This is a genomic window from Catenuloplanes japonicus (assembly GCF_000717135.1).
Lineage (GTDB): Bacteria > Actinomycetota > Actinomycetes > Mycobacteriales > Micromonosporaceae > Catenuloplanes > Catenuloplanes japonicus.
In genome coordinates this window covers 158,146-176,626 of the sequence record NZ_JNXY01000005.1, presented here as the reverse complement: position 1 = coordinate 176,626, position 18,481 = coordinate 158,146, and the positions used below count along the sequence as shown (strand labels likewise).

At 72.1% G+C, this 18,481-nt stretch carries 16 protein-coding genes; 10 read left to right on the top strand and 6 right to left on the bottom strand.

The features are described 5' to 3' along the window. The 3 genes from nuoN (at position 1) to lysS (ending at position 4,565) form a co-directional block, all read left to right on the top strand. On the top strand, positions 1–1,533 hold the full coding sequence (gene nuoN, locus OP04_RS09865) for an NADH-quinone oxidoreductase subunit NuoN (protein WP_033339237.1): 1,533 nt from the start codon (positions 1–3) through the stop codon (positions 1,531–1,533). A gap of 91 nt (positions 1,534–1,624) precedes the next feature. Next, positions 1,625–2,605, top strand: a complete 981-nt coding sequence (locus OP04_RS09860; RefSeq protein WP_232323540.1) for a polyprenyl synthetase family protein — start codon at positions 1,625–1,627, stop codon at positions 2,603–2,605. A gap of 223 nt (positions 2,606–2,828) precedes the next feature. Next, positions 2,829–4,565 carry a lysine--tRNA ligase gene (gene lysS, locus OP04_RS09855; RefSeq protein WP_033339235.1) on the top strand — a complete coding sequence of 579 codons (1,737 nt, stop codon included), beginning with the start codon at positions 2,829–2,831 and terminating at the stop codon, positions 4,563–4,565. 144 nt (positions 4,566–4,709) lie between these two features. Here the strand turns inward: lysS and OP04_RS09850 are convergent, their stop codons facing one another. After that, positions 4,710–5,861 (bottom strand): MFS transporter, encoded by a 1,152-nt coding sequence (locus OP04_RS09850; RefSeq protein ID WP_033339234.1) that lies wholly within the window; start codon positions 5,859–5,861, stop codon positions 4,710–4,712. Between the two features lie 152 nt (positions 5,862–6,013). Between OP04_RS09850 and OP04_RS09845 the strand changes: the two genes are divergently transcribed. Continuing rightward, positions 6,014–6,811 carry an IclR family transcriptional regulator gene (locus OP04_RS09845; RefSeq protein WP_033339418.1) on the top strand — a complete coding sequence of 266 codons (798 nt, stop codon included), beginning with the start codon at positions 6,014–6,016 and terminating at the stop codon, positions 6,809–6,811. 75 nt (positions 6,812–6,886) lie between these two features. Then, complete coding sequence (locus tag OP04_RS09840) at positions 6,887–8,191, top strand: alpha/beta hydrolase (protein WP_063746577.1); 1,305 nt, start codon at positions 6,887–6,889, stop codon at positions 8,189–8,191. Between the two features lie 54 nt (positions 8,192–8,245). Here the strand turns inward: OP04_RS09840 and OP04_RS09835 are convergent, their stop codons facing one another. Further along, positions 8,246–10,351, bottom strand: coding sequence for a PhoX family protein (locus OP04_RS09835; RefSeq protein WP_033339233.1), 2,106 nt, complete (start codon positions 10,349–10,351; stop codon positions 8,246–8,248). A 196-nt stretch (positions 10,352–10,547) separates the two neighbouring features. On the opposite strand from OP04_RS09835, the gene OP04_RS09830 reads away from it, so the two are divergent. After that, complete coding sequence (locus OP04_RS09830; RefSeq protein WP_033339416.1) at positions 10,548–11,042, top strand: sigma-70 family RNA polymerase sigma factor; 495 nt, start codon at positions 10,548–10,550, stop codon at positions 11,040–11,042. Next, a complete protein-coding gene (locus tag OP04_RS09825) occupies positions 11,039–11,767 on the top strand; it encodes an anti-sigma factor family protein (protein WP_033339232.1) in 729 nt (242 codons plus the stop codon). Before OP04_RS09830 ends, OP04_RS09825 begins: the two co-directional genes overlap by 4 nt. Here OP04_RS09825 and rarD read toward each other — a convergent pair. From rarD to OP04_RS09810, 3 genes are read right to left on the bottom strand one after another with little or no spacing between them, the layout of a single operon-like run. After that, positions 11,764–12,663 carry an EamA family transporter RarD gene (gene rarD, locus OP04_RS09820; RefSeq protein WP_033339231.1) on the bottom strand — a complete coding sequence of 300 codons (900 nt, stop codon included), beginning with the start codon at positions 12,661–12,663 and terminating at the stop codon, positions 11,764–11,766. The two genes, OP04_RS09825 and rarD, sit on opposite strands and share 4 nt — an antisense overlap. 56 nt (positions 12,664–12,719) lie before the next feature. After that, on the bottom strand, positions 12,720–13,100 hold the full coding sequence (locus OP04_RS09815; RefSeq protein WP_033339230.1) for a phage holin family protein: 381 nt from the start codon (positions 13,098–13,100) through the stop codon (positions 12,720–12,722). A gap of 30 nt (positions 13,101–13,130) precedes the next feature. Next, positions 13,131–14,609, bottom strand: a complete 1,479-nt coding sequence (locus OP04_RS09810) for a hypothetical protein (RefSeq protein WP_033339229.1) — start codon at positions 14,607–14,609, stop codon at positions 13,131–13,133. Positions 14,610–14,695: 86 nt separating this feature from the next. Between OP04_RS09810 and eccB the strand changes: the two genes are divergently transcribed. From eccB to OP04_RS09795, 3 genes are all read left to right on the top strand, one after another. Continuing rightward, positions 14,696–15,994: a type VII secretion protein EccB gene (gene eccB / locus OP04_RS09805; protein WP_033339228.1), complete on the top strand. Its 1,299-nt coding sequence runs from the start codon at positions 14,696–14,698 to the stop codon at positions 15,992–15,994. A 429-nt stretch (positions 15,995–16,423) separates the two neighbouring features. Beyond that, the gene (locus tag OP04_RS09800; protein WP_198153782.1) at positions 16,424–16,738 is read left to right on the top strand and encodes a WXG100 family type VII secretion target; all 315 of its coding nucleotides are present in this window, start codon (positions 16,424–16,426) and stop codon (positions 16,736–16,738) included. A gap of 5 nt (positions 16,739–16,743) precedes the next feature. Continuing rightward, entirely contained in the window at positions 16,744–17,025 is a 282-nt protein-coding gene (locus OP04_RS09795) for a WXG100 family type VII secretion target (protein WP_033339414.1), read from the top strand. A 178-nt stretch (positions 17,026–17,203) separates the two neighbouring features. On the opposite strand, the gene mycP is transcribed toward OP04_RS09795, so the two are convergent. Then, positions 17,204–18,448 carry a type VII secretion-associated serine protease mycosin gene (gene mycP, locus OP04_RS09790; protein WP_033339227.1) on the bottom strand — a complete coding sequence of 415 codons (1,245 nt, stop codon included), beginning with the start codon at positions 18,446–18,448 and terminating at the stop codon, positions 17,204–17,206. Between the last annotated feature and the right edge of the window lie 33 nt (positions 18,449–18,481).

Below are 18,481 nucleotides of genomic sequence, written 5' to 3'. Positions count from 1 at the left end.
ATGGAAGATCTCAAGGCACCGTCCATCGACTACGCGGCCGTCGCGCCGATCCTGATCCTGTTCGGCGCGGCCTGCCTCGGCGTGGTCGTGGAGGCGTTCGTGCCGCGCCGGGCCCGGCACGCCGTGCAGCTCACGCTGGCGCTGCTGGCCACGCTGGCCGGGCTGGTCGTGGTGATCACCCAGGCGTCGACGCGGGTCACCACCGCGGTCGGCGCGCTCGCCATCGACGGACCTGCGGTGTTCCTGCAGGGCGCGATCCTGGTGCTCGCACTGGTCTCGCTGCTGCTGATGGGCGAGCGGAAGCTGGAGCCGGGCGGCGCGTTCGTGCCGCAGGCCGCGATCACGGTCGGCTCCGAGGCGGACGAGCGGCAGGCCGCCCGCGCGCCCGGCCTCACCGAGGTCTACCCGATCTCGCTGTTCGCCATCGCCGGCATGCTGCTCTTCGTCGCCGCGAACGACCTGCTCACCATGTTCATCGCGCTCGAGGTCTTCTCGCTGCCGCTCTACCTGCTCTGCGCGCTCGCCCGTCGCCGGCGGCTGCTCAGCCAGGAGGCCGCGCTGAAGTACTTCCTGCTCGGGTCGTACGCGTCCGCGTTCTTCCTGTTCGGCGTGGCGCTCGTCTACGGCTTCGTCGGCGCGGTCGACCTGGCCTCGATCCACACCGCGGCCGCGGAGTCCGACCGGGACCCGCTGCTGCTCTACGCCGGCCTGGCGCTGCTCTCCATCGGCCTGCTGTTCAAGACCGCGGCCGTGCCGTTCCACGTCTGGACGCCGGACGTCTACCAGGGCGCGCCGACGCCGGTCACCGCGTTCATGGCCGCGTGCACCAAGGTCGCCGCGTTCGGTGCGCTGCTCCGGGTGCTCTACGTCGGCTTCAACGGCCTGAGCTGGGACTTCACGCCGATCCTGGGTGTCGTGGCGGTGCTCACCATGATCATCGGTGCGGTGCTGGCCGTGACGCAGACCGACATCAAGCGGCTCCTGGCGTACTCGTCCATCGCGAACGCCGGATACCTGCTGGTCGGCGTGCTGGCCAGCGGTGAGCGCGGGCTCGCCAGCACCATGTTCTACCTGGTCGCCTACGGCTTCTCGGTGCTCGCCGCGTTCGCCGTGGTGACGCTGGTCCGGGACGCGGACGGCGAGGCCGGGCACCTGTCCCGGTGGGCCGGGCTGGGCCGCCGGTCGCCGCTGATCGCCGGTCTCTTCACGTTCATCCTGCTCGCGTTCGCCGGCATCCCGCTGACCAGCGGTTTCATCAGCAAGTTCGCGGTGTTCGCCGCCGCGATGGAGGGCGGGCAGACCTGGCTCGTCATCGCGGGCGTGATCAGCAGCATCGTGCTGGCGTTCCCGTACCTCCGGGTGGTCGTGATGATGTGGCTCTCCGACCCGAGCGATGCGACGCCAACCGTGTCGGTGCCGGGCGTGCTCACCACGGCCGCGCTCGCCATCGGCGTGGCCATGACGCTGCTGCTCGGAGTCGCTCCGTCCCTGCTCCTGGACCTGACCACCGGCGCCGCCGAGTTCGTCCAATAGCGGCGTGTTCCCCCACAGGGTCGGCCTGCCACGCATATGGCATCGTAGAACCGTGGCAGGCCTTACCCCAGGTGCAGAGCACGCGAGCGGGATCGACTTCGTCGACCCCGCCATCGAGGCGTCGGTGTCGACGATCCTCGAGGAGGTCGAGGCCAGTCTCCGGGACAGCGTCGACACCGCCGATCCGCTGGTCCGCGAGGCGTCTATGCACCTCGTCGCGGCCGGCGGCAAACGATTCCGGCCGTTGCTGGTCGCGGTCGGCGCCCACCTCGGCGACCCGACGAGAGACCGGGTGACCCAGGCCGCGGTCGTCATGGAGATGACGCACCTGGCGACGCTCTACCACGACGACGTGATGGACGAGGCCTCGGTCCGGCGCGGCGCCCCCAGCGCCAACAGCCGCTGGACCAACTCGGTCGCGATCCTGGTCGGCGACTACCTGTTCGCCCGCGCCGCGGACATCTCCGCCGATCTCGGCACCGAGGCGGTCCGGCTGCAGGCGCGCACGTTCTCCCAGCTGGTCCAGGGCCAGCTGGCGGAGACGGTCGGCCCGCGTGACGGCGACCCGATCGCGCACCACCTCAAGGTCATCGAGGACAAGACCGCCTCACTGATCGCCACGTCCGCGCGCTTCGGCGGCCTGTTCTCCGGCGCGCCGGCGGAGCAGGTCGAGGCGCTGGCCGGTTACGGCATCTCGATGGGCATCGCGTTCCAGCTCTCCGACGACCTGCTGGACATCGCGTCCGAGTCCATCCAGTCCGGCAAGACGCCCGGCACGGACCTGCGCGAGGGCGTGCCCACGCTGCCGGTCCTCTACGCGCTCGCCTCCGACGACGCGGACGCCAGCTCGGTCCGGCTCCGCGAGCTGCTCTCCATGGGCCCGCTGGTCGACGACGCGCTGCACGCGGAGGCGCTCGGCCTGCTGCGCGAGTCCCCCGCGATGAAGCGCGCCCGCGAGACCGTCCGCACCTATGCGGACGAGGCCCGCGCGCGCATAGCGGTCCTGCCCGAGGGGCCGACGCGGAGCACGCTGGAAGGTCTCTGCGACTTCATCTCCGACCGGACCTCTTAGATCAAAAACCTTTAAAAGCGGATTTTCCCGCTTTCGTCGTGGTCCGGCCCGTTCGCTCCCGCGGGCCGGCGGTTCCGTCGCCGGTCACCGAAAACCCTGGCCCTCACACCCGCCCGCCGTGCCCCTGCGCGGCCGGCGGGAAATGGTGTTGCCCGCACGCGGGGCGCCGCGTGTGATCGGGGAGAATGGGTCTGTTGGTTTCGTCGGGAGGGTGTAACAGGTCGTGGCTGCTGGCAGCGATGTTGACTGGGTCAATCGGTTCGCGGACGAGGTGATCGCTGAGGCGGAGCGTCGTGCTCCGGGTAAGCCGATCGTCTGTGCGTCGGGGCTGAGTCCGTCGGGGCCGGTGCACCTCGGCAACCTGCGTGAGGTGATGACGCCGCACCTGGTGGTGGACGAGATTCGCCGCCGCGGGCACGAGGTCGTGCACATCATCTCGTGGGACGACTTCGACCGGTACCGGAAGGTGCCGAAGGGCATCGACGGCATCGACCCCGAGGACCCCGCCTGGCTGGACCAGATCGGCCGCCCGCTGAGCCGCGTCCCGGCGCCGCCCGGCAGTGAGTACTCGACCTGGGCCGCGCACTTCAAGGCCGCGATGATCGAGTCGCTGGCCGAGCTCGGCGTGGAGTACCGCGGGATCAGCCAGACGGAGATGTATACCTCCGGGGCGTACCGTGACGAGGTGCTGAAGGCCATGCGCGAGCGCGGCCGGATCGACGAGATCCTGGGCCGCTACCGGACCAAGAAGGCCGGCGGCCCGAAGCAGAACCAGAAGCTGGACGAGGCGGACGCGGCCGCCGCTGCCGAGGCCGCCGAGGGATCCGGCGCGGCCGCCGAGGACGACGGCGCGACCGCGGCCGGCTACTACCCGTTCAAGCCGTTCTGCGCGGACTGCGGCAAGGACTTCACCACCGTCATCGCCTACGACGACGACAGCACGGAGCTGACCTACACCTGCACCTGCGGGCACACCGCGACCGTGCTGCTGAGCGAGTTCACCGACGGCAAGCTGGTCTGGAAGGTCGACTGGCCGATGCGGTGGGCGCGCGAGGGCGTGGTCTTCGAGCCCTCCGGCGTGGACCACCAGTCGCCGGGCAGTTCGTTCGTGGTCGGCGGCCAGATCGTCACCGAGATCTTCGGCGGCGAGCAGCCGATCGGGCCGATGTACGCGTTCGTCGGCATCTCCGGCCAGGCCAAGATGTCCAGCTCCAAGGGCGGCGTGCCGACGCCGGCCGACGCGCTCCAGATCATGGAGGCGCCGCTGCTGCGCTGGCTCTACGCCCGCCGCCGGCCGAACCAGAGCTTCAAGGTCGCGTTCGACCAGGAGATCCAGCGGCTCTACGACGAGTGGGACGCGCTGGAGAAGCGGATCGCCGCCGGTGAGGCGAACGAGGTGGACACGGCCGTGCACGCGCGCGCCGCGAGCACCGCGGCCGGTCCGCTGCCGATGACGCCGCGCCCGGTGCCGTACCGGACGCTGGCCAGCGTCGCGGACATCACCACCGGCGACGAGGCGCAGATCCTGCGCATCCTGCACGACCTGGACCCGGCGCAGCCGGTGACCACGCTGACCGAGGTGCGCCCGCGCCTGGACCGCGCCGCCACCTGGGTCGCCACCCAGGTGCCCGCGGAGCAGCGCACCCGCGTGCGGGACGAGCCGGACCTCGACCTGCTCAAGAGCCTGGACGACGCCCAGCGCGAGTCGCTGCGGCTGCTGGTGGCAGGGCTGGACGAGCACTGGTCGCTGGAGGGCCTGACCACGCTGGTCTACGGCGTGCCGAAGGCACTGGCCGGACTGCCCGCGGACACCAAGCCCACGCCGGAGCTGAAGGTGGCGCAGCGCCAGTTCTTCGCGCTGCTCTACCACCTGCTGGTCGGTCGCGACACCGGCCCGCGCCTGCCCACGCTGCTGCTGGCCGCCGGCGCCGACCGCGTCCGCCACCTGCTGAGCGCCTGACCGCAGCGCGCCCGGCCACACGGGCCAAGGGGTTTCGTCACGCACGCTTCCTGGCGATCAGGGCGTCCCTCGTGTCCTTCTGACGACACGAGGGACGCCCTCGTCACTGGAGGGGCCGCGACGCCGAGGGCGCGGCGCTTGGGGTCACGGGCGAGCGCGGCGCAGGAGGGACGCGCCGAGCGCCATGCACAGCGCGGCCGTCAGCATGGCGCTGGCGGCCGTCAGCCACATGGTGGTGTATCCGAAGTGGGTCGCCACGAATCCGAGCGTCAGTGGCCCCAGGCAGCCGCCCGCATAGACGCCGGTCTGCGTGACCGAGGTGGCGGCGGCCGGTGATTGCGGGTGCAGGCGTACCACCGCGAAGTTCATCAGGCCGGGCCAGGCCCAGCCGAGCCCGAAGCCGAGCACCACGCCGGCGATCAGGACCGCGTTGCCGCCCATCGTGAGCAGCGCCAGCCCGCCCGCGCCGACGACCAGCTGCCCGGAGATGACCGCGAGCTGGCGGTCCGGAAGCCGGTCGGCCAGATATCCGCCGAGCACGCGGGCGACCACGCAGACCGCGCCGCCGAGCGTGAGCGCGAGCCCGGCCGGTCCGGGGTCGACGCCGCGGGCCACGGTCGCGTCCACCAGGAACGTGCCGAGCGCGTTCGCGGACCCGGCCGCGAGCGTGGCGGAGACCGCCACCACGAACAGCCCGGCCGTGGCGCGTCCGGACGCGGCGCCGCGCGGTGTCGCCAGCGCGGGCGCGGACGGTGCGAACGGGAGCGCGCTCAACGCCAGCAGTGCCGCCAGGACGAACGCCCACCGCCAGCCGAGGGTCAGCGCCACCGCCGGGACCGCCGCGCCCGCCAGGAGCGTGGAGAGCGGGATCGCGGCCTGTTTCGTGCCGAAGGAGAGACCCTGCCGTCCGGGCGGCACGTGGCGGGCGAGCGCGACGTTGCCGGCGATCTGGCCGAGCGCGTTGGCACCGGCGCCGGCCGCGAGCAGCAGCGTGAGCGTGAGCGCGGAGCGGGACAGCAGGCCGACCGCGAGCAGCGAGGCGGCGGAGAGCAGGATGGCCGCGCGGGCGGCCGGGCCGGAGCCGTACCGTTCGACCAGGCGTCCGGCCGGGACGGATGCGAGCGCGCTCACACCGAAGTAGACGGAGATCGCGATCCCGAGCTGGGCCGGGGAGAGCGGGAACGACTGGCCGATCTGGACCGCGAGCCCGCCGACGAGGAAGCCGGGGAGCACGACCGCGATGGTGGTGGCGAGCACGCCGGCGACCGGAGCGGGGTGGAATCGGCTCTTGATCACGTCGGCAAATGCTAACCGATCCGGGCGTACCTACCCAAAGTGTCCAGACGATCACCCAAGGTCGCAAGATATCTGGCTCTCTCAATCCATTCGGGCATTCCCTCATCGAAGCCTTTTTCATATGGTGTAAGTCCATGGCTACGGAGGTGGGTGTGCGCGACCCCTTAGCGGAGCCGTCCGACCTGATCCGTAGCGTCTCGCGTGCGCTACGTGTTCTGGAATCGGTCGGACGGGCACCGCGTGGACTGACGGTGAAGCAGATCGCACGGCGGTGCGAGCTGACGGTGGCGACGACCTATCACCTGGTCAGGACCCTCGCTTACGAGGGTTATGTGATCAGGCGGGAAGACGGCACCTACATCGTGGGCCTCGAGGTCGCCGATCGGTACCGGGAGCTCGTCGCCGCGTTCCGCGGTCCCCCCGCGGTCGGCGAGGCGTTACGGCGGGCGGCGTCCGACAGCGGCTACAGCCACTACCTGGGCCGATTCGTCGGCAACAAGGTGGCGATCACCGCGGTGGCGGAGGGCGCGCGATCGCCCTATGTGGAGGATCTGGTCCCCGGCTTCGACGAGGGCGCGCACGCGACCGCGCTCGGCAAGGCGCTGCTGGCCACGCTCACACCCGACCAGCGCGCGCGATATCTGCGGGATTTCGGCATGCGGCAGTTCACGGCGCAGACGCTGATCACGACGGAGCAGCTGGAGAACGATCTGGCCGCCGGCGACCGGCGCGGCATGCAGATCGAGATGGGCCAGTTCCGGCAGGGCGTCGCGTGCGCCGGCCTGATCGTGACGCCGGACCGGGACCTGGAGCGGCGCGTGGTGATCGCCTGCGCGCTCCCGGCGGCCGAGCTGATGACGTCCGCCCGGGTGCTGCGCACCAGGCTGCAGGCCACCGCGCGGGCGGTCGCGGACGCGCTGGCCGCGGGGGAGCCGAACGGCGCGAGTTGAGCGTCGCTTCAGGTTCCTGTCAGGTTCCGATGTGGATCCCGGTCCCGGGCACGACGGTCGTGTCTGATGGGCGGCATGACACGTCGAATACGGACCGGGGCGGTGGCGGCGGCGCTGCTGGCGTCGTTGCTCGTCCCGTCCGCCGCAGAGGCGGCCAAGACCGGCGATCCGGGTGCTCCGGGCCCCTACCGGGTGGCGTCGCTGGACTACACGCTCGGGGACCGGGTTCTCCAGGTGCCGGGCTTCCACGTCGACCCCGAGGACGAGGCGCTCGCCGACCTTGAGGTGACCGGCAACGTGCACTACCCGACGTCCGGCCGGGGACCGTTCCCACTGGTGGTGCTCTCGCACGGCTACTGGGCCACGTGCGCCGACCGGGAGGCGGTCGCGATCAAGGAAGGCCGCGAGGCGGTGCTCTCCGACGAGGAGATCTACGACGACCCGGCGTGGCTGGCCGCGATCGGCCGGCTGTGGCAGTGGCCGTGCGTGCCCGGCGTGGCGCCGCTGCCCAGCTACCGCGGCTACGACTACCTGGCGGAGCGGCTGGCCGGTCACGGCATGGTGGTCGTCTCGGTCAGCGCGAACGGCGTCAATGCCGGCCAGCTCGGCGAGGCCGCCGACGAGGCGCGGGCCGCAGTGATCAACAAGCACCTGGAGCTGTGGAGCGAGCTGACCCGGACCGGGAAGGGCGCGCTCGCCGGGAAGTTCCGGCAGAACTTCAAGGGCATGATCGACCTGACGCGGGTCGGCACGCTCGGCCACTCCCGCGGCGGTCGCGGCGTGGCCTGGCACGCGGCCGACGTGCACAAGGGCGCGCTGCCGAAGGGCGTGCAGATCAAGGGCGTGATCGCGCTGGCCGCGGCCGGTGCCGGGACCGCGACGAACGAGGGCTCGCCGGACGCGCCGCTCTACCGCGTCACGACCGCGCCGCTCGCGGTCTGGCTCGGCGGCTGCGACATGGACCAGGGCGAGGACTACCTGACGCTGGCCAAGGGCCACACGCGCTTCCCGAACTACCGCTGGACCGTCGGCGGCGCGAACCACAACTTCCTGAACACGCAGTGGTCGCCGGCGAGCGGGCAGGTCGAGGCCGAGGACGACGGCGTGGGGCCGGAGCCGGGCACCTGCGGTGACCAGGTCTGGGACTACCCGGACGGCTGGGACCCGGAGGACCCGTCGTCGCCGCAGCCGACGATGCACTGGGAGAACGTGGTCCACAAGCTGACCGAGGACGAGGAGCACCGGGTCCTGACCGGTTACGCCACCGCGTTCTTCCTGGAGACGCTGCGCGGGGACCGGCGCCACGCGGCCGTGCTCGACGGCAGCTCACGGCCCTACCAGGCGTTCACGACCGTCGTCGCGGACAGGATCACACCCTGAGAGCACTCCGGGGGTACGACGATGCGCCGTCGTACCCCCGGAAGCCTTTCGGGGTCAGGCGCCGATGTGGCCGCCGTCGCGACGCCAGGTCACCACGACGCCGGGCTTGGCGATGTCGCCGTCCGGCCAGTTCGAGGCCGGGTTCTCCACCGAGGCGCCGGTGATCTCGCCCGGGTGCTGCACCGCCACGAAGACCGAGCGGTCGTCGCCGGTGACGAACGGGCCGCAGGTCTCCGCGCCACGCGGCACGGTGAGGAACTGCTTCAGGTGGCCCTTCTCCGGACCCTCGATCGGCGTGGCGAAGAGGCCGTCGTTGCTGCCCAGCGCATTGCCGTCGGTGGAGATCCAGAGGTTGCCGGTCGAGTCGAACGCGACGTTGTCCGGGCAGGAGATCGGCGAGACCTTGGTCTTGTCGTAGCCTGCGAAGAACGTCGCCGGGTCCGCCGGGTCGCCGCACACGATCGGGATCGCCCAGGTGAACGTCTCGCCGGTGTGGTCGCCCCTGTCCTCGGTGATCTCGAAGATGTGGCCGTGCTTGTTGGCGTTGCGCGGGTTCGCCTCGTCGGCGGCCGCGTTCGTACCCACGCCGCGGTTGGTGTTGTTCGTCAGCGCCGCGTAGATCTTGCCGCTGACCAGGCTCGGCTGCACGTCCTCGGGACGGTCCATCTTGGTGGCGCCGACCTTGTCGCCGGCGAGGCGCGTGAAGACCAGCACGTCGGCCGCGGTCATCCCGTCGACGAACGACTTGTTGCCGCTGACCAGCTTGATCCACTTGCCGGCGCCGTTGAACGCGCCGTCGCCCGGGAGCGTGCCGGAGCCGTCGATCTCGGCGGCGGAGGTGTAGCCGAGCTTCGCCACGTAGAGCGTGCCGGACTCCAGCAGCGACAGGTTGTTCTTCCGCGCGTAGGCCGAGTCGCCCTCGATGTACTTGCGGTCCGAGACGAACTTGTAGAGGTAGTCGAACCGCTCGTCGTCGCCCATGTACGCCACGACCCTGCCGTTCTTCGCCACGATGACGTTCGCGCCCTCGTGCTTGAACCGGCCCATCGCGGTGTGCTTGCGCGGCTTCGACTCCGGGTCGAACGGGTCGACCTCGACGATCCAGCCGAAGCGGTGCCCCTCGTGCGGGTGTTTGGCCAGGTCGAAGCGCTCCTGCACCCGGTCCCACTTGCGGCTGTCGGCCGGGTAGCGGGCCGTGGTGGAGATCCCGTAGCGGCCGTACTTCGTCTTCAGGTCCGCGGAGAGCGCGTCGCCGCCCACGAAGTACTGGTTGAAGTTCTCCTCGCCGGACAGCACGGTGCCCCACGGCGTGACGCCGCCGGCGCAGTTGTTCAGCGTGCCGATCGGCGTGGTGCCGCGCGGGTCCGCCGCGGTCTTCAGCCACGCGGAGCCGGCGGCCGGGCCGGTGAACTGGAACTGCGTCCCGGACGCGGTGATCCGGCGGTTGTAGACGCGCCGGCCGTTGCCGACCACCACCCACTCGCCGGAGTCGCCCGCGCGCTCGATCTCCACGACCGACAGGCCGTGCGCGGCCATCGCGACCTTGATCTGCTCCGCGCTCAGCGCGTCCAGCGTGGTGAAGCCGGGGAACATCAGGTTCTCGTTGGTGTACTCGTGGTTGACCACGAGCAGCGCCTTGTTGCCGCGCTTGTCCAGCGGGATCACGCCGACGAAGTCGTTGTTGTAGCCGAACTGCTTCGACTGCGACGTGCCGGTCTGCTTGGCCAGGTCGAAGCCGGGCGCGCCGGGGACGACCTCGTCGCCCCACTTGATCACGACGGCGTGGTCGTAGCCGTTCGGCACCACGAAGCTGTCCAGCGTGTTCGGCGGGATCGCCTTGAAGCCGAGCTTGCCCTTCGTACCCCCGTTGCCGGGTTTCGTCGGGGTTTTCGTCTCCGGCAGCGGCGCGGCCATCGCGGGGGTGGCAGCGGCAGCGGCGGCACCGCCGAAGCCGAGCACCACGGCGCCGATCGCGCCGGCGCGCATCACGCCGCGGCGGGAGACCTCACCGGAGACCAGGTCACCGAAGTACTCGTTACCGGACTCGTTCGGCACCGGGTGGTCGCAGGCGTTGCCACAGCGGTACATGCACGTCATCGCGCTGCGTGCGGTGTGACCGGACTGGCCGATCAGCGGCAGCAGGCGGGGGCGTTCGGACATGAGGTCAGGCCTCCTCATCGGGGAATGTGCCGCACGCTGCCAGAACGTCGTGAGCCATACAGCCCACCGACGGTGACGACGGAATGAACCCAAGGTGAATTGCCGCACTTGAGCTGCGCTTTGAACCGATCGCGCCCCGCGCCGCGTACCTAGAACCAGGAAAGGGGGGTGGCGCTTGACGGACGAGGGCACCGCGCTGCTGCGGGTTTTACACGATGAGCACGGAGACGCGTTGTTCGCCCACGCACTCCGGCTCGCCGGAGGAGACCGTCAGCGCGCCGAGGATCTGTGTCAGGAGACGTTGCTTCGTGCCTGGCGTCATCCCGAGGCCTTGGACCCGCAACGGGGTTCGGTCCGGGCATGGCTGTTCACGACCGCACGGAACCTGGCCATCGACGCGTGGCGACGGCGATCCGCACGACCCGGAGAAGTGATCACCGACGTGCTGCCGGAACCACCACCAACGGAAGACGAGGCTGACCGCGCAGTGGAGGCGTGGACCGTGGCCGAGGCTCTGTCCCGGCTCTCCCCGGCACACCGCGAGGTTCTGGTGGAGTGCTTCTACCAGGGGCGATCGGTAACGGAGGCGTCACAACGGCTGGGCATCCCGCCCGGCACGGTCAAGTCCAGGACCCACTACGCGTTGCGAGCTCTGCGCATGGCGCTGGAAGAAATGGGGGTGATGCGATGAGGTGCGACTACGCGTACGACGACGGCGCCTACGTCCTCGGCGCACTGTCCCCGGGAGAACGTGCCGCCTATGAGCGGCACCTGGCCACCTGTTCGTTCTGCCGGGAGGCGGTCGCGGAGATCGCGGTCCTGCCCGGCCTGCTCGGACGGCTCGACCCGGCGGACTTTGCCGATCTCGCCGTCCCCGCCGCGGAGAACTCACGACTGCCCCGGGTCATCACGGCGGCCACCACGGAACGTCGCCGGAGCCGGCGCACGAACCGCTGGCGGTACGCCGGAACGCTCGCCGCCGCGGCCGCGCTCGCGCTCGTGGTGGGCTTCGGCTCCCAGGTGTTCCGCGACACCGGTGCGGACGGCGCGCCGCCGATCGCGGGCGGGTCACCGTCCACCACGTCGGAGCCGCCGCCCGCGCTGTCGGAGATGAAGCCGGTCGCGGAGTCCGTGCCGATCGCCGCCTCGGTGGGGCTGACGACGCGCGACTACGGGACCTCGGTCTTCATGGAGTGCGCCTACGAGGCACCGGGCGGGAAGGAAGGCAAGAAGCTGCTGTTCCGCCTGATCGCCAAGGGGACCGACGGCACGGACGAGCAGCTCGGATCATGGTGGGCCGGCCCGGGGGACAAGCTCGACTTCACCGGATTGACGCATTACACGGGGGATGAACTGGACCGGCTGGAGCTGATCCGGTCCGACAACACGCAGTTGCTGACGTTCACCGTCGACTAGACGGCGACGGGCTCCGGAATCGCCGCACGGCTCGACCTGATGCCGTCCACGGTGAAGATGATCAACGCGATCCAGACCAGCGCGAAGCCGGCCAGGCGGGCCGCGGGCATCGGCTCGTGGAAGACGAACAGGCCGACCGCGAGCTGCAGGATCGGCGCCACATATTGCAGAATTCCGACCGCGGTCAGCGGCAGGCGGTTCGCCGCGCCCGCGAACAGGATCAGCGGAATCGCCGTCGCGGCGCCGGACACCACCATCAGCACCAGGTGGCCGGCGCCCTCGGTGAGGAACGTGGAGTCACCGGTCGCGGTCAGCCAGGCGAGATAGGCCACCGCGGGCAGCACCAGCACGGACGACTCCAGGAACAGGCCGCCGGACGGCGACAGCGCCAGGTTCTTCTTCACCAGGCTGTACGTCCCGAAGCTCGCGGCCAGCGTCAGCGCGATGTACGGCAGCCGCCCGTAGTCGACCGTCAGCACCACCACGGCCAGGCCGCCGACGCCGAGCGCGATCCACTGCGCCCGCCGCAGCCGTTCGCGCAGCGCCACCACGCCGAGCAGCACCACGACCAGCGGCGTGATGAAGTAGCCGAGCGCGGCCTCGACCACCCGCTCCGAGTTGACGCCGTAGATGTAGGCGCCCCAGTTGATGCCGATCAGCACCGCGGCCAGCGCGACGCCGGCCATCCGTCTCGGCTGACCGCGCAGCGTGCGCAGGAACGACCAGCCGCGCACGACCGTGAGCAGCGCGGCGATGAAGACGACGGACCAGATCACGCGGTGCGCGAGGATCTCCACCGCGCCGGCCGGACGCAGCAGCCGGAAGTAGAGCGGGAAGAAACCCCACATGACGTACGCGGTCAGGCCGTACGCGAGTCCGCGGCGTGTCTCGTCCATGAGGCTCACCGTAAGGCGTCCGGACGATTCCGGTCCTTGCATATGAGCGAGCTAACTCAGTCGTCGCCGCGATCCGGGACGAAGAGGTTCAGAGCCCAGCTGACCACCGCGACCAGCAGCGCGCCGAACACGGCCGCCCAGAACCCGTCCACCGTGAACGGCAGGTCGAGCTCGCCCGCGATCCAGCCGGTCAGCATGAACAGCAGACCGTTCACCACCAGCGCGATCAGGCCGAGCGTCAGCAGGTAGAAGCCGAAGCCGATCAGCTTGATCAGTGGTCGCAGCACGGCGTTGACCACGCCGAAGATGGCGGCAACGGCCAGCAGCGTGCCGATCGCGCCCGGCAGCGACTCCGTGCTGAGCGTGATGCCGGGGACGATGAGCGTGGCGATCCAGAGCGCCAGTGCGCTGATGCCGAGACGGATGACGATGCCCACACACCGATCTTGCCACAGCGCCGCCAGCGGTCAGGTCAGCGCGTGATCAAGAAAGCGCAGCTCGTCGCGGGTGGGGGTCGGGTCGGCCCAGCGCAGCGCCCGGTCCGCGACGACGGCGAACATGCCGGGGCGGATCCTCGTGAGCCAGCCGGCGGCGCGGCCCAGGCCGAGGTGGCGCTCGGCGACGGCGGCGTTCCCGGCGGGGAGCTGTTGCAGGAGCAGGAGGTCGGCGCGGGCGGCCTGCGCGGCGGTCTCGGGCGTCAGCTCGTCCAGGACCAGCAGCGTGGCGTGGCTCCGCGGCGTCGTGGCGGGGCCGGCGCGATCCAGCACCTCCAGCACGGGACCGCCGGCGCGGAGGTGCGGGGTGGCGACCGCGCCCGCGTGGAACAGCGGTGTCCAGGCGTGCGGGCGATCGGTACGGATCACCACGGCGGTGCCGGCGGCCAGCGCGCGCAGGGACAGCAGATGGGCGCCGCGCAGGTCGCCGACCAGCGCGATCGTGGTGGGGGCGGAAGGGCGGAACAGGCGGATCGACACCGGGTCGCCGTCGCGGTCGAGGCCGAGGAACAGGCCGTCGCGGGGGAGAGAGATCGGCCGGCGGTCGGTGCGCGGGTCGGTGTGCGGGTCGCGGGCCAGGGGGAGTGTGGCGGTCAGGGCGCTGAGATGCTCGCCGTCCAGGCGTCGCAGGCCCTTCAGGACGATCTCGTGTGACGCCGCGACCCGGACCAGCGTGTCGGACGCGGAGATCGCGAGCGTGACGCGGTCCGCGCCCGTCCCGGCCAGATCCTCGATCGGCGGGCGGGGGCCGGAGATCCGGAAGGCCGTCTGGACGCGTCCGGGTGTGTGCAGGTGGCGCCAGGTCTGGCGAGGAGCGCTCGTCGTACCCGCGAGATATCTCAGGGTCTGGTGAACCTCGGGCGCGGCGAGCGGGCGGTGCGGGAGGTCGCCGAGCGCGGCGTGGACCGTGCGGAGCGCGCCGGTCAGATCACGGCCGGTGTCCCGGCCGGGGCGGTGCGGCATCCGGACCGCCAGGAACGCCCGCACCTGCGCCGGGTCGATCGCCAGCACCAGCTGCACGTGCGCGGCCGTGCCCAGCTGGGACGGGTGCGGCAGCGTGCGCGGTTCCGGTGCGATGAGCGCCTCCGGGGCACCGAGTTCCAGCAGCACGGTGAGGCCGTGTGCATCGTCGATCGCGGTCTTGTGCGGCGGCCCGCTTTCGTGCGGTGCTTCGCCTTCGTGCGGAAGCCGTGCCGGCGGAGGTGGGAGCAGAGTCGTCCGGAGCGGCCCGGTCAGCACGTCCGGCGGCCGGGCGCGGCGGTGGCGGAGCGCGACCCCGAGCCATTCGTCCGGATGGCGGCCGCGCGGACGGGCCCAGACGGCCACGGCGACGCCGGCGGCCAGCACCGCCGCGGCGGCACCCGCGATCAGCCCGGACGCGGCGGCGACCAGGACACCGGCGGCGGCCAGCTCGGTGGCCACGATCCGGGCGGTCCGCGCATTGACGGTCACCGCGCTAATCTCCCCGTCTGTAACCGGCTGTGTACCCAGGATGATCGATGGGAGCGTAGCCGACCCGAGACACCCTGGAGGGTACGGTGCCGTCCCGGCAGGACCAGCTCCACTCGCACCAGTTCGCGGTCCGCCGGGTGGTGGCCGCGCTGGTCATGCGCGAGACCGACCCGTCCCGCGCGCCGTTCGCCCGGTCCGGCGGGGCCGTGCTCGCCGGCCTGCTCGTCGCCGCGATCGGGGCCGGCGCGGTGCTGCTCCACGACCTGTTCACCGGCGGCGGCGCGACGAACTGGCGGAACCCGTCCGTCGTCGTGGTCGAGAAGGAGACCGGCGCGCGGTACGTCTACCGCGAGCCCCGCCTGCACCCGGTCGCCAACTACGCGTCGGCGCTGCTGCTGGCCGGGTCGACGGAGACGGTGCAGGTATCGCGGCGGTCGATCGAGGACGCACCGCGCGGGGCACCGCTCGGGATCGCCGGCGCGCCGGACTCGCTGCCGCCGGCCGGCCGCCTGGCGGGGCCGCCGTGGACGCTGTGTTCCGACGCGTCGTCGGCGGTGCTGCTGGCCGGCGCCGCGCCCGCCGGTGGCACGCCGCTGGACGCGTCGGGTGCGCTGGTCGCGTCCGGGCGGGACACGTTCCTGATCTGGCGTGAGCGGCGGCATCCGGTGCCGTCGCCCCTCGTGCTCTCGGCGCTGGGCTGGGGTGCGGTGCGGCCCGCGCACGTGGACGCGGCGCTGCTCAACAGCGTGCCGCCGGGCGCCGCGCTCGAGTCGCCGCCGGTGCCGGGGTTCGGCGGCCCGTCGCGTGCGACGCCGGGCGCGATCATCGGGCGGGTCCACGTGGTGACCACCCAGAGCGGGGCACGCGAGTTCGCGGTGATGCTGGCCGGCGGCCTGGCCACGATCACCCAGGTGCAGGCGGACATCCTGCTCGGCGATCCGCGGACCGGCCAGTCCGGGCCCGCGGAGCTCTCCCAGGCGGACTACGCGTCCGCGCCCCGCGCCGGTGATCTCCGGCCGGCGGACGGCCCCGCGACCACGCCCGCGCTGATGCCGGTGGAGGGCGCGCTGTGCGGTGCCGCCTCCGACGCCGGGCTCGGTGATCTGCGGGTGGGCGTGCGGTTGCCGCCCGCGGATTCCCCGTCGTGGGTGCGGCTCGCGCCCGGTCGCGCCGCGCTGGTCGAGGCCGTGCCCGCGCCCGGCGCCACCGGTGGGACGGTCAGCCTGGTCACCGACGCGGGCCGCCGTCACGCTCTCGCCACCCCCGAGGTCAAAACCATGCTGGGGTACGACTCCGCGACGCCGATCCGGCTGCCGGCCGCGCTGGTCGCGCTGATGCCGGAGGGACCCGCGCTGGACCCGGTCGCGGCGGCGCTCCCGTCGTGACGGGGTGGCTCGGCGGCGGTGCTCTCGTTGTGACGGGGTGGCCCGGTGGCAACGCGACGCGGCCCACAGCGGCAGACCTGACGCGACCGTCGTCTGCGGCGGGCGCGCCCCTCGATCGACCGGGAGGCCGCGCCGGCCCGGACGTACCCGGAGGGCTCGGCGTGCTCCTGCGGCGGGGGCCCTCGTTGACCGGGAGGCCGTGCCGGCTCGGGCGTATCCGTTGGGCTCGGCGTGACCTTTTACGGCTCGGGTGACCCTTTCTGCAGCGCCCGCATCGCGGTCGGCCGCAGGTCAGGGGCTCGGTTTTGCCGGGAAACGCCCAGGCGCGCCCGGCATGCCGCTCTTGCCCGGCGGGCTCGCGGAGGACCGGCGTCGCTGACTACCTTCCACACCGCCGGGCGACCTCGGGAGGTGCGGCGAATGACGAAGATGACCACAGTGGATACCACGGCGCTGGTGAGCGCGGCGGTGCGATGCGAGGAGACGGCCGCCCGGTTGCGGACGCTGCTGGACGGGCTGCGGACGCACATCACACCGGTCTGGCGGGGCGGCGGCGGAGACGCGTTCGCACAGACGCGGCAGGCCTGGGCCGACGATCAGGAGGCGCTGGCCGGCACGCTGGCCGAGACCGGCGCCATGCTGCGGGCCACGGCGGCCCGCTACGCGGCGGCGGATCAGGACGCGGCCTGGCGGATCGCGGCGGCGGCCCGGCCCGACCCGTCTCCCGCGGAGAACGGGGCGTGACGGCGATGCTGGTCGTCGATGTGGCCGCGCTGCAACGGGCCGGCACCGAGATCGCGGAGGCACGCAACCTCCTGCGTTCCACACTGGACGACCTCGACGCGGACGTGCGACCGCTGACGGAGACCTGGGGTGGCGAGGCCCAACGCGCCTACGCGGCCCGGCGGGACGCGTGGCGTCGCGCGGCCGAGGAGCTGACCGCGGTGCTCGGCGAGATCGGCCGCGCGGTCGACGACTCGGCCTCCGACTACCTGACGACCGAGACCCGGAACCGTGCGCTCTTCGACTGACCCAGGCGCTGTCCGGGCGCGCGTCGCCTGGCGGACCGTCCACGAACGTTCGCCGGATTCCGCACCTCCGGTGATCGGGGCGTCCCCGATGCTGCTGGAACGACATGGGGGACGTCCCGATCACCGGCGAACAATTGTCGCGCAACGCGAGCCGGAGGCCGAGGCTTCGGCCCGCGGCTCAAGGATTGTCGTCGACCGGGGTGGGCGGGGAGCGCCACCGGCGGCGACGGGCGCGGGGGAGGACGACCGCGAGCGTGACCGTGAGGACCACGGCGGCGAGGCCGGTGGCGGCGAGCGTGAGCGCGCGCGGGACGGCGCCGGCCCGAGCCGCGGCCGCGGCGGCCTGGGCGGCCGGGATGGCGGGTACGGCGGGCGGGCCGGGACGGGCGGATCGCGGCGCGGCGACGGTGTCGGAGACCGCGCGGAACGGGTTGAGGACGCCGTAGCCGTACGCGTCGCTGGTCGGTCCGCCCGGTGCGGGATCGGTGGTGGCGATGATCCGTTCGATGACCTCGCGCGCGCTCAGCTCGGGCCGGCGCTGCCGGACCAGTGCGGCGGTCGCGGCACCGAACGGCGTGGCGTAACTGGTGCCGTCCGCGTAGGCGTGCCCGCCGCCCGGCACCGCGGTCAGCACGTGGCCGCCGGGCGCGACCAGGTCGACGTACGTGCCCGCCTGGGAGTAGTCGGCGGCCTGCCCGGCCTCGGTGATCGCGCCGATGCCGAGGACCCCGGCGTACGCGGCCGGGTACGGCACCGGGTCCTGCGTGCGCGGCCGGGCCGGGTCGGGCTCGCCGTGCTGGTTACCGGCGGCCGCGACCACGACCACGTCCTTCGCCGAGGCGTAGCTGATCGCGGCGCGTACCGCGGGATCGTCGCCGTAGAGGACCACGGAGAGGTTGAGGACGTCCGCGCCGTTGTCCACCGCCCAGCGGACCGCGGCGGCCAGCCGGTCCGGCGTCACGGTGCGCCCGGTCTGCGCGCCGTCGACGATCTGCTGCTCGCTCACGCGTACCGGCAGAATTCTTGATCCTGGTGCGAGACCATGGAATGCGATGCCGTCCGCGGGCGCGGCCGAGATCAGGCTGGCGACGGCGGTGCCGTGCCCGACGCAGTCGTGCGCGCCCGTGCCGCCGGGGTCGAGGAAGTCGGCGCCGGGGAGTATGTGTCCGGCCAGCTGGGGATGGGTCGGGTCGACGCCGGAGTCGATCACCGCGACCGTGATGCCGGTGCCGTCCGCGACCGGGGTGAGGCGGTCGGTGCCGTACCGCCGCTGGGCCCACGGCTCCTCCCGGACGACCTCGGAGGCCGGGAGGGCGGTTTCGCACGACGGAGCGGTGGCCGAGTGTGCCCTAAGGGGTACTGGCGCGAAAGCGGAGAGTTGTGTTCTGATGCCCGCCAGGTGCGTCACGGTTTTCTGTGGCATGGTGGGTTCTGAGGGGATAAATCCCGTCAAAGT

Coding starts and splice junctions, on each gene's coding strand:
- nuoN (WP_033339237.1), top strand. CDS start 1: ATGGAAGATCTCAAGGCACCGTCCATCGACTACGCGGCCGTCGCGCCG.
- OP04_RS09840 (WP_063746577.1), top strand. CDS start 6,887: ATGACACGTCGAATACGGACCGGGGCGGTGGCGGCGGCGCTGCTGGCG.
- OP04_RS09835 (WP_033339233.1), bottom strand. CDS start 10,351: ATGTCCGAACGCCCCCGCCTGCTGCCGCTGATCGGCCAGTCCGGTCAC.
- OP04_RS09825 (WP_033339232.1), top strand. CDS start 11,039: ATGAGGTGCGACTACGCGTACGACGACGGCGCCTACGTCCTCGGCGCA.
- rarD (WP_033339231.1), bottom strand. CDS start 12,663: ATGGACGAGACACGCCGCGGACTCGCGTACGGCCTGACCGCGTACGTC.
- OP04_RS09800 (WP_198153782.1), top strand. CDS start 16,424: ATGACCACAGTGGATACCACGGCGCTGGTGAGCGCGGCGGTGCGATGC.
- OP04_RS09795 (WP_033339414.1), top strand. CDS start 16,744: ATGCTGGTCGTCGATGTGGCCGCGCTGCAACGGGCCGGCACCGAGATC.
- mycP (WP_033339227.1), bottom strand. CDS start 18,448: ATGCCACAGAAAACCGTGACGCACCTGGCGGGCATCAGAACACAACTC.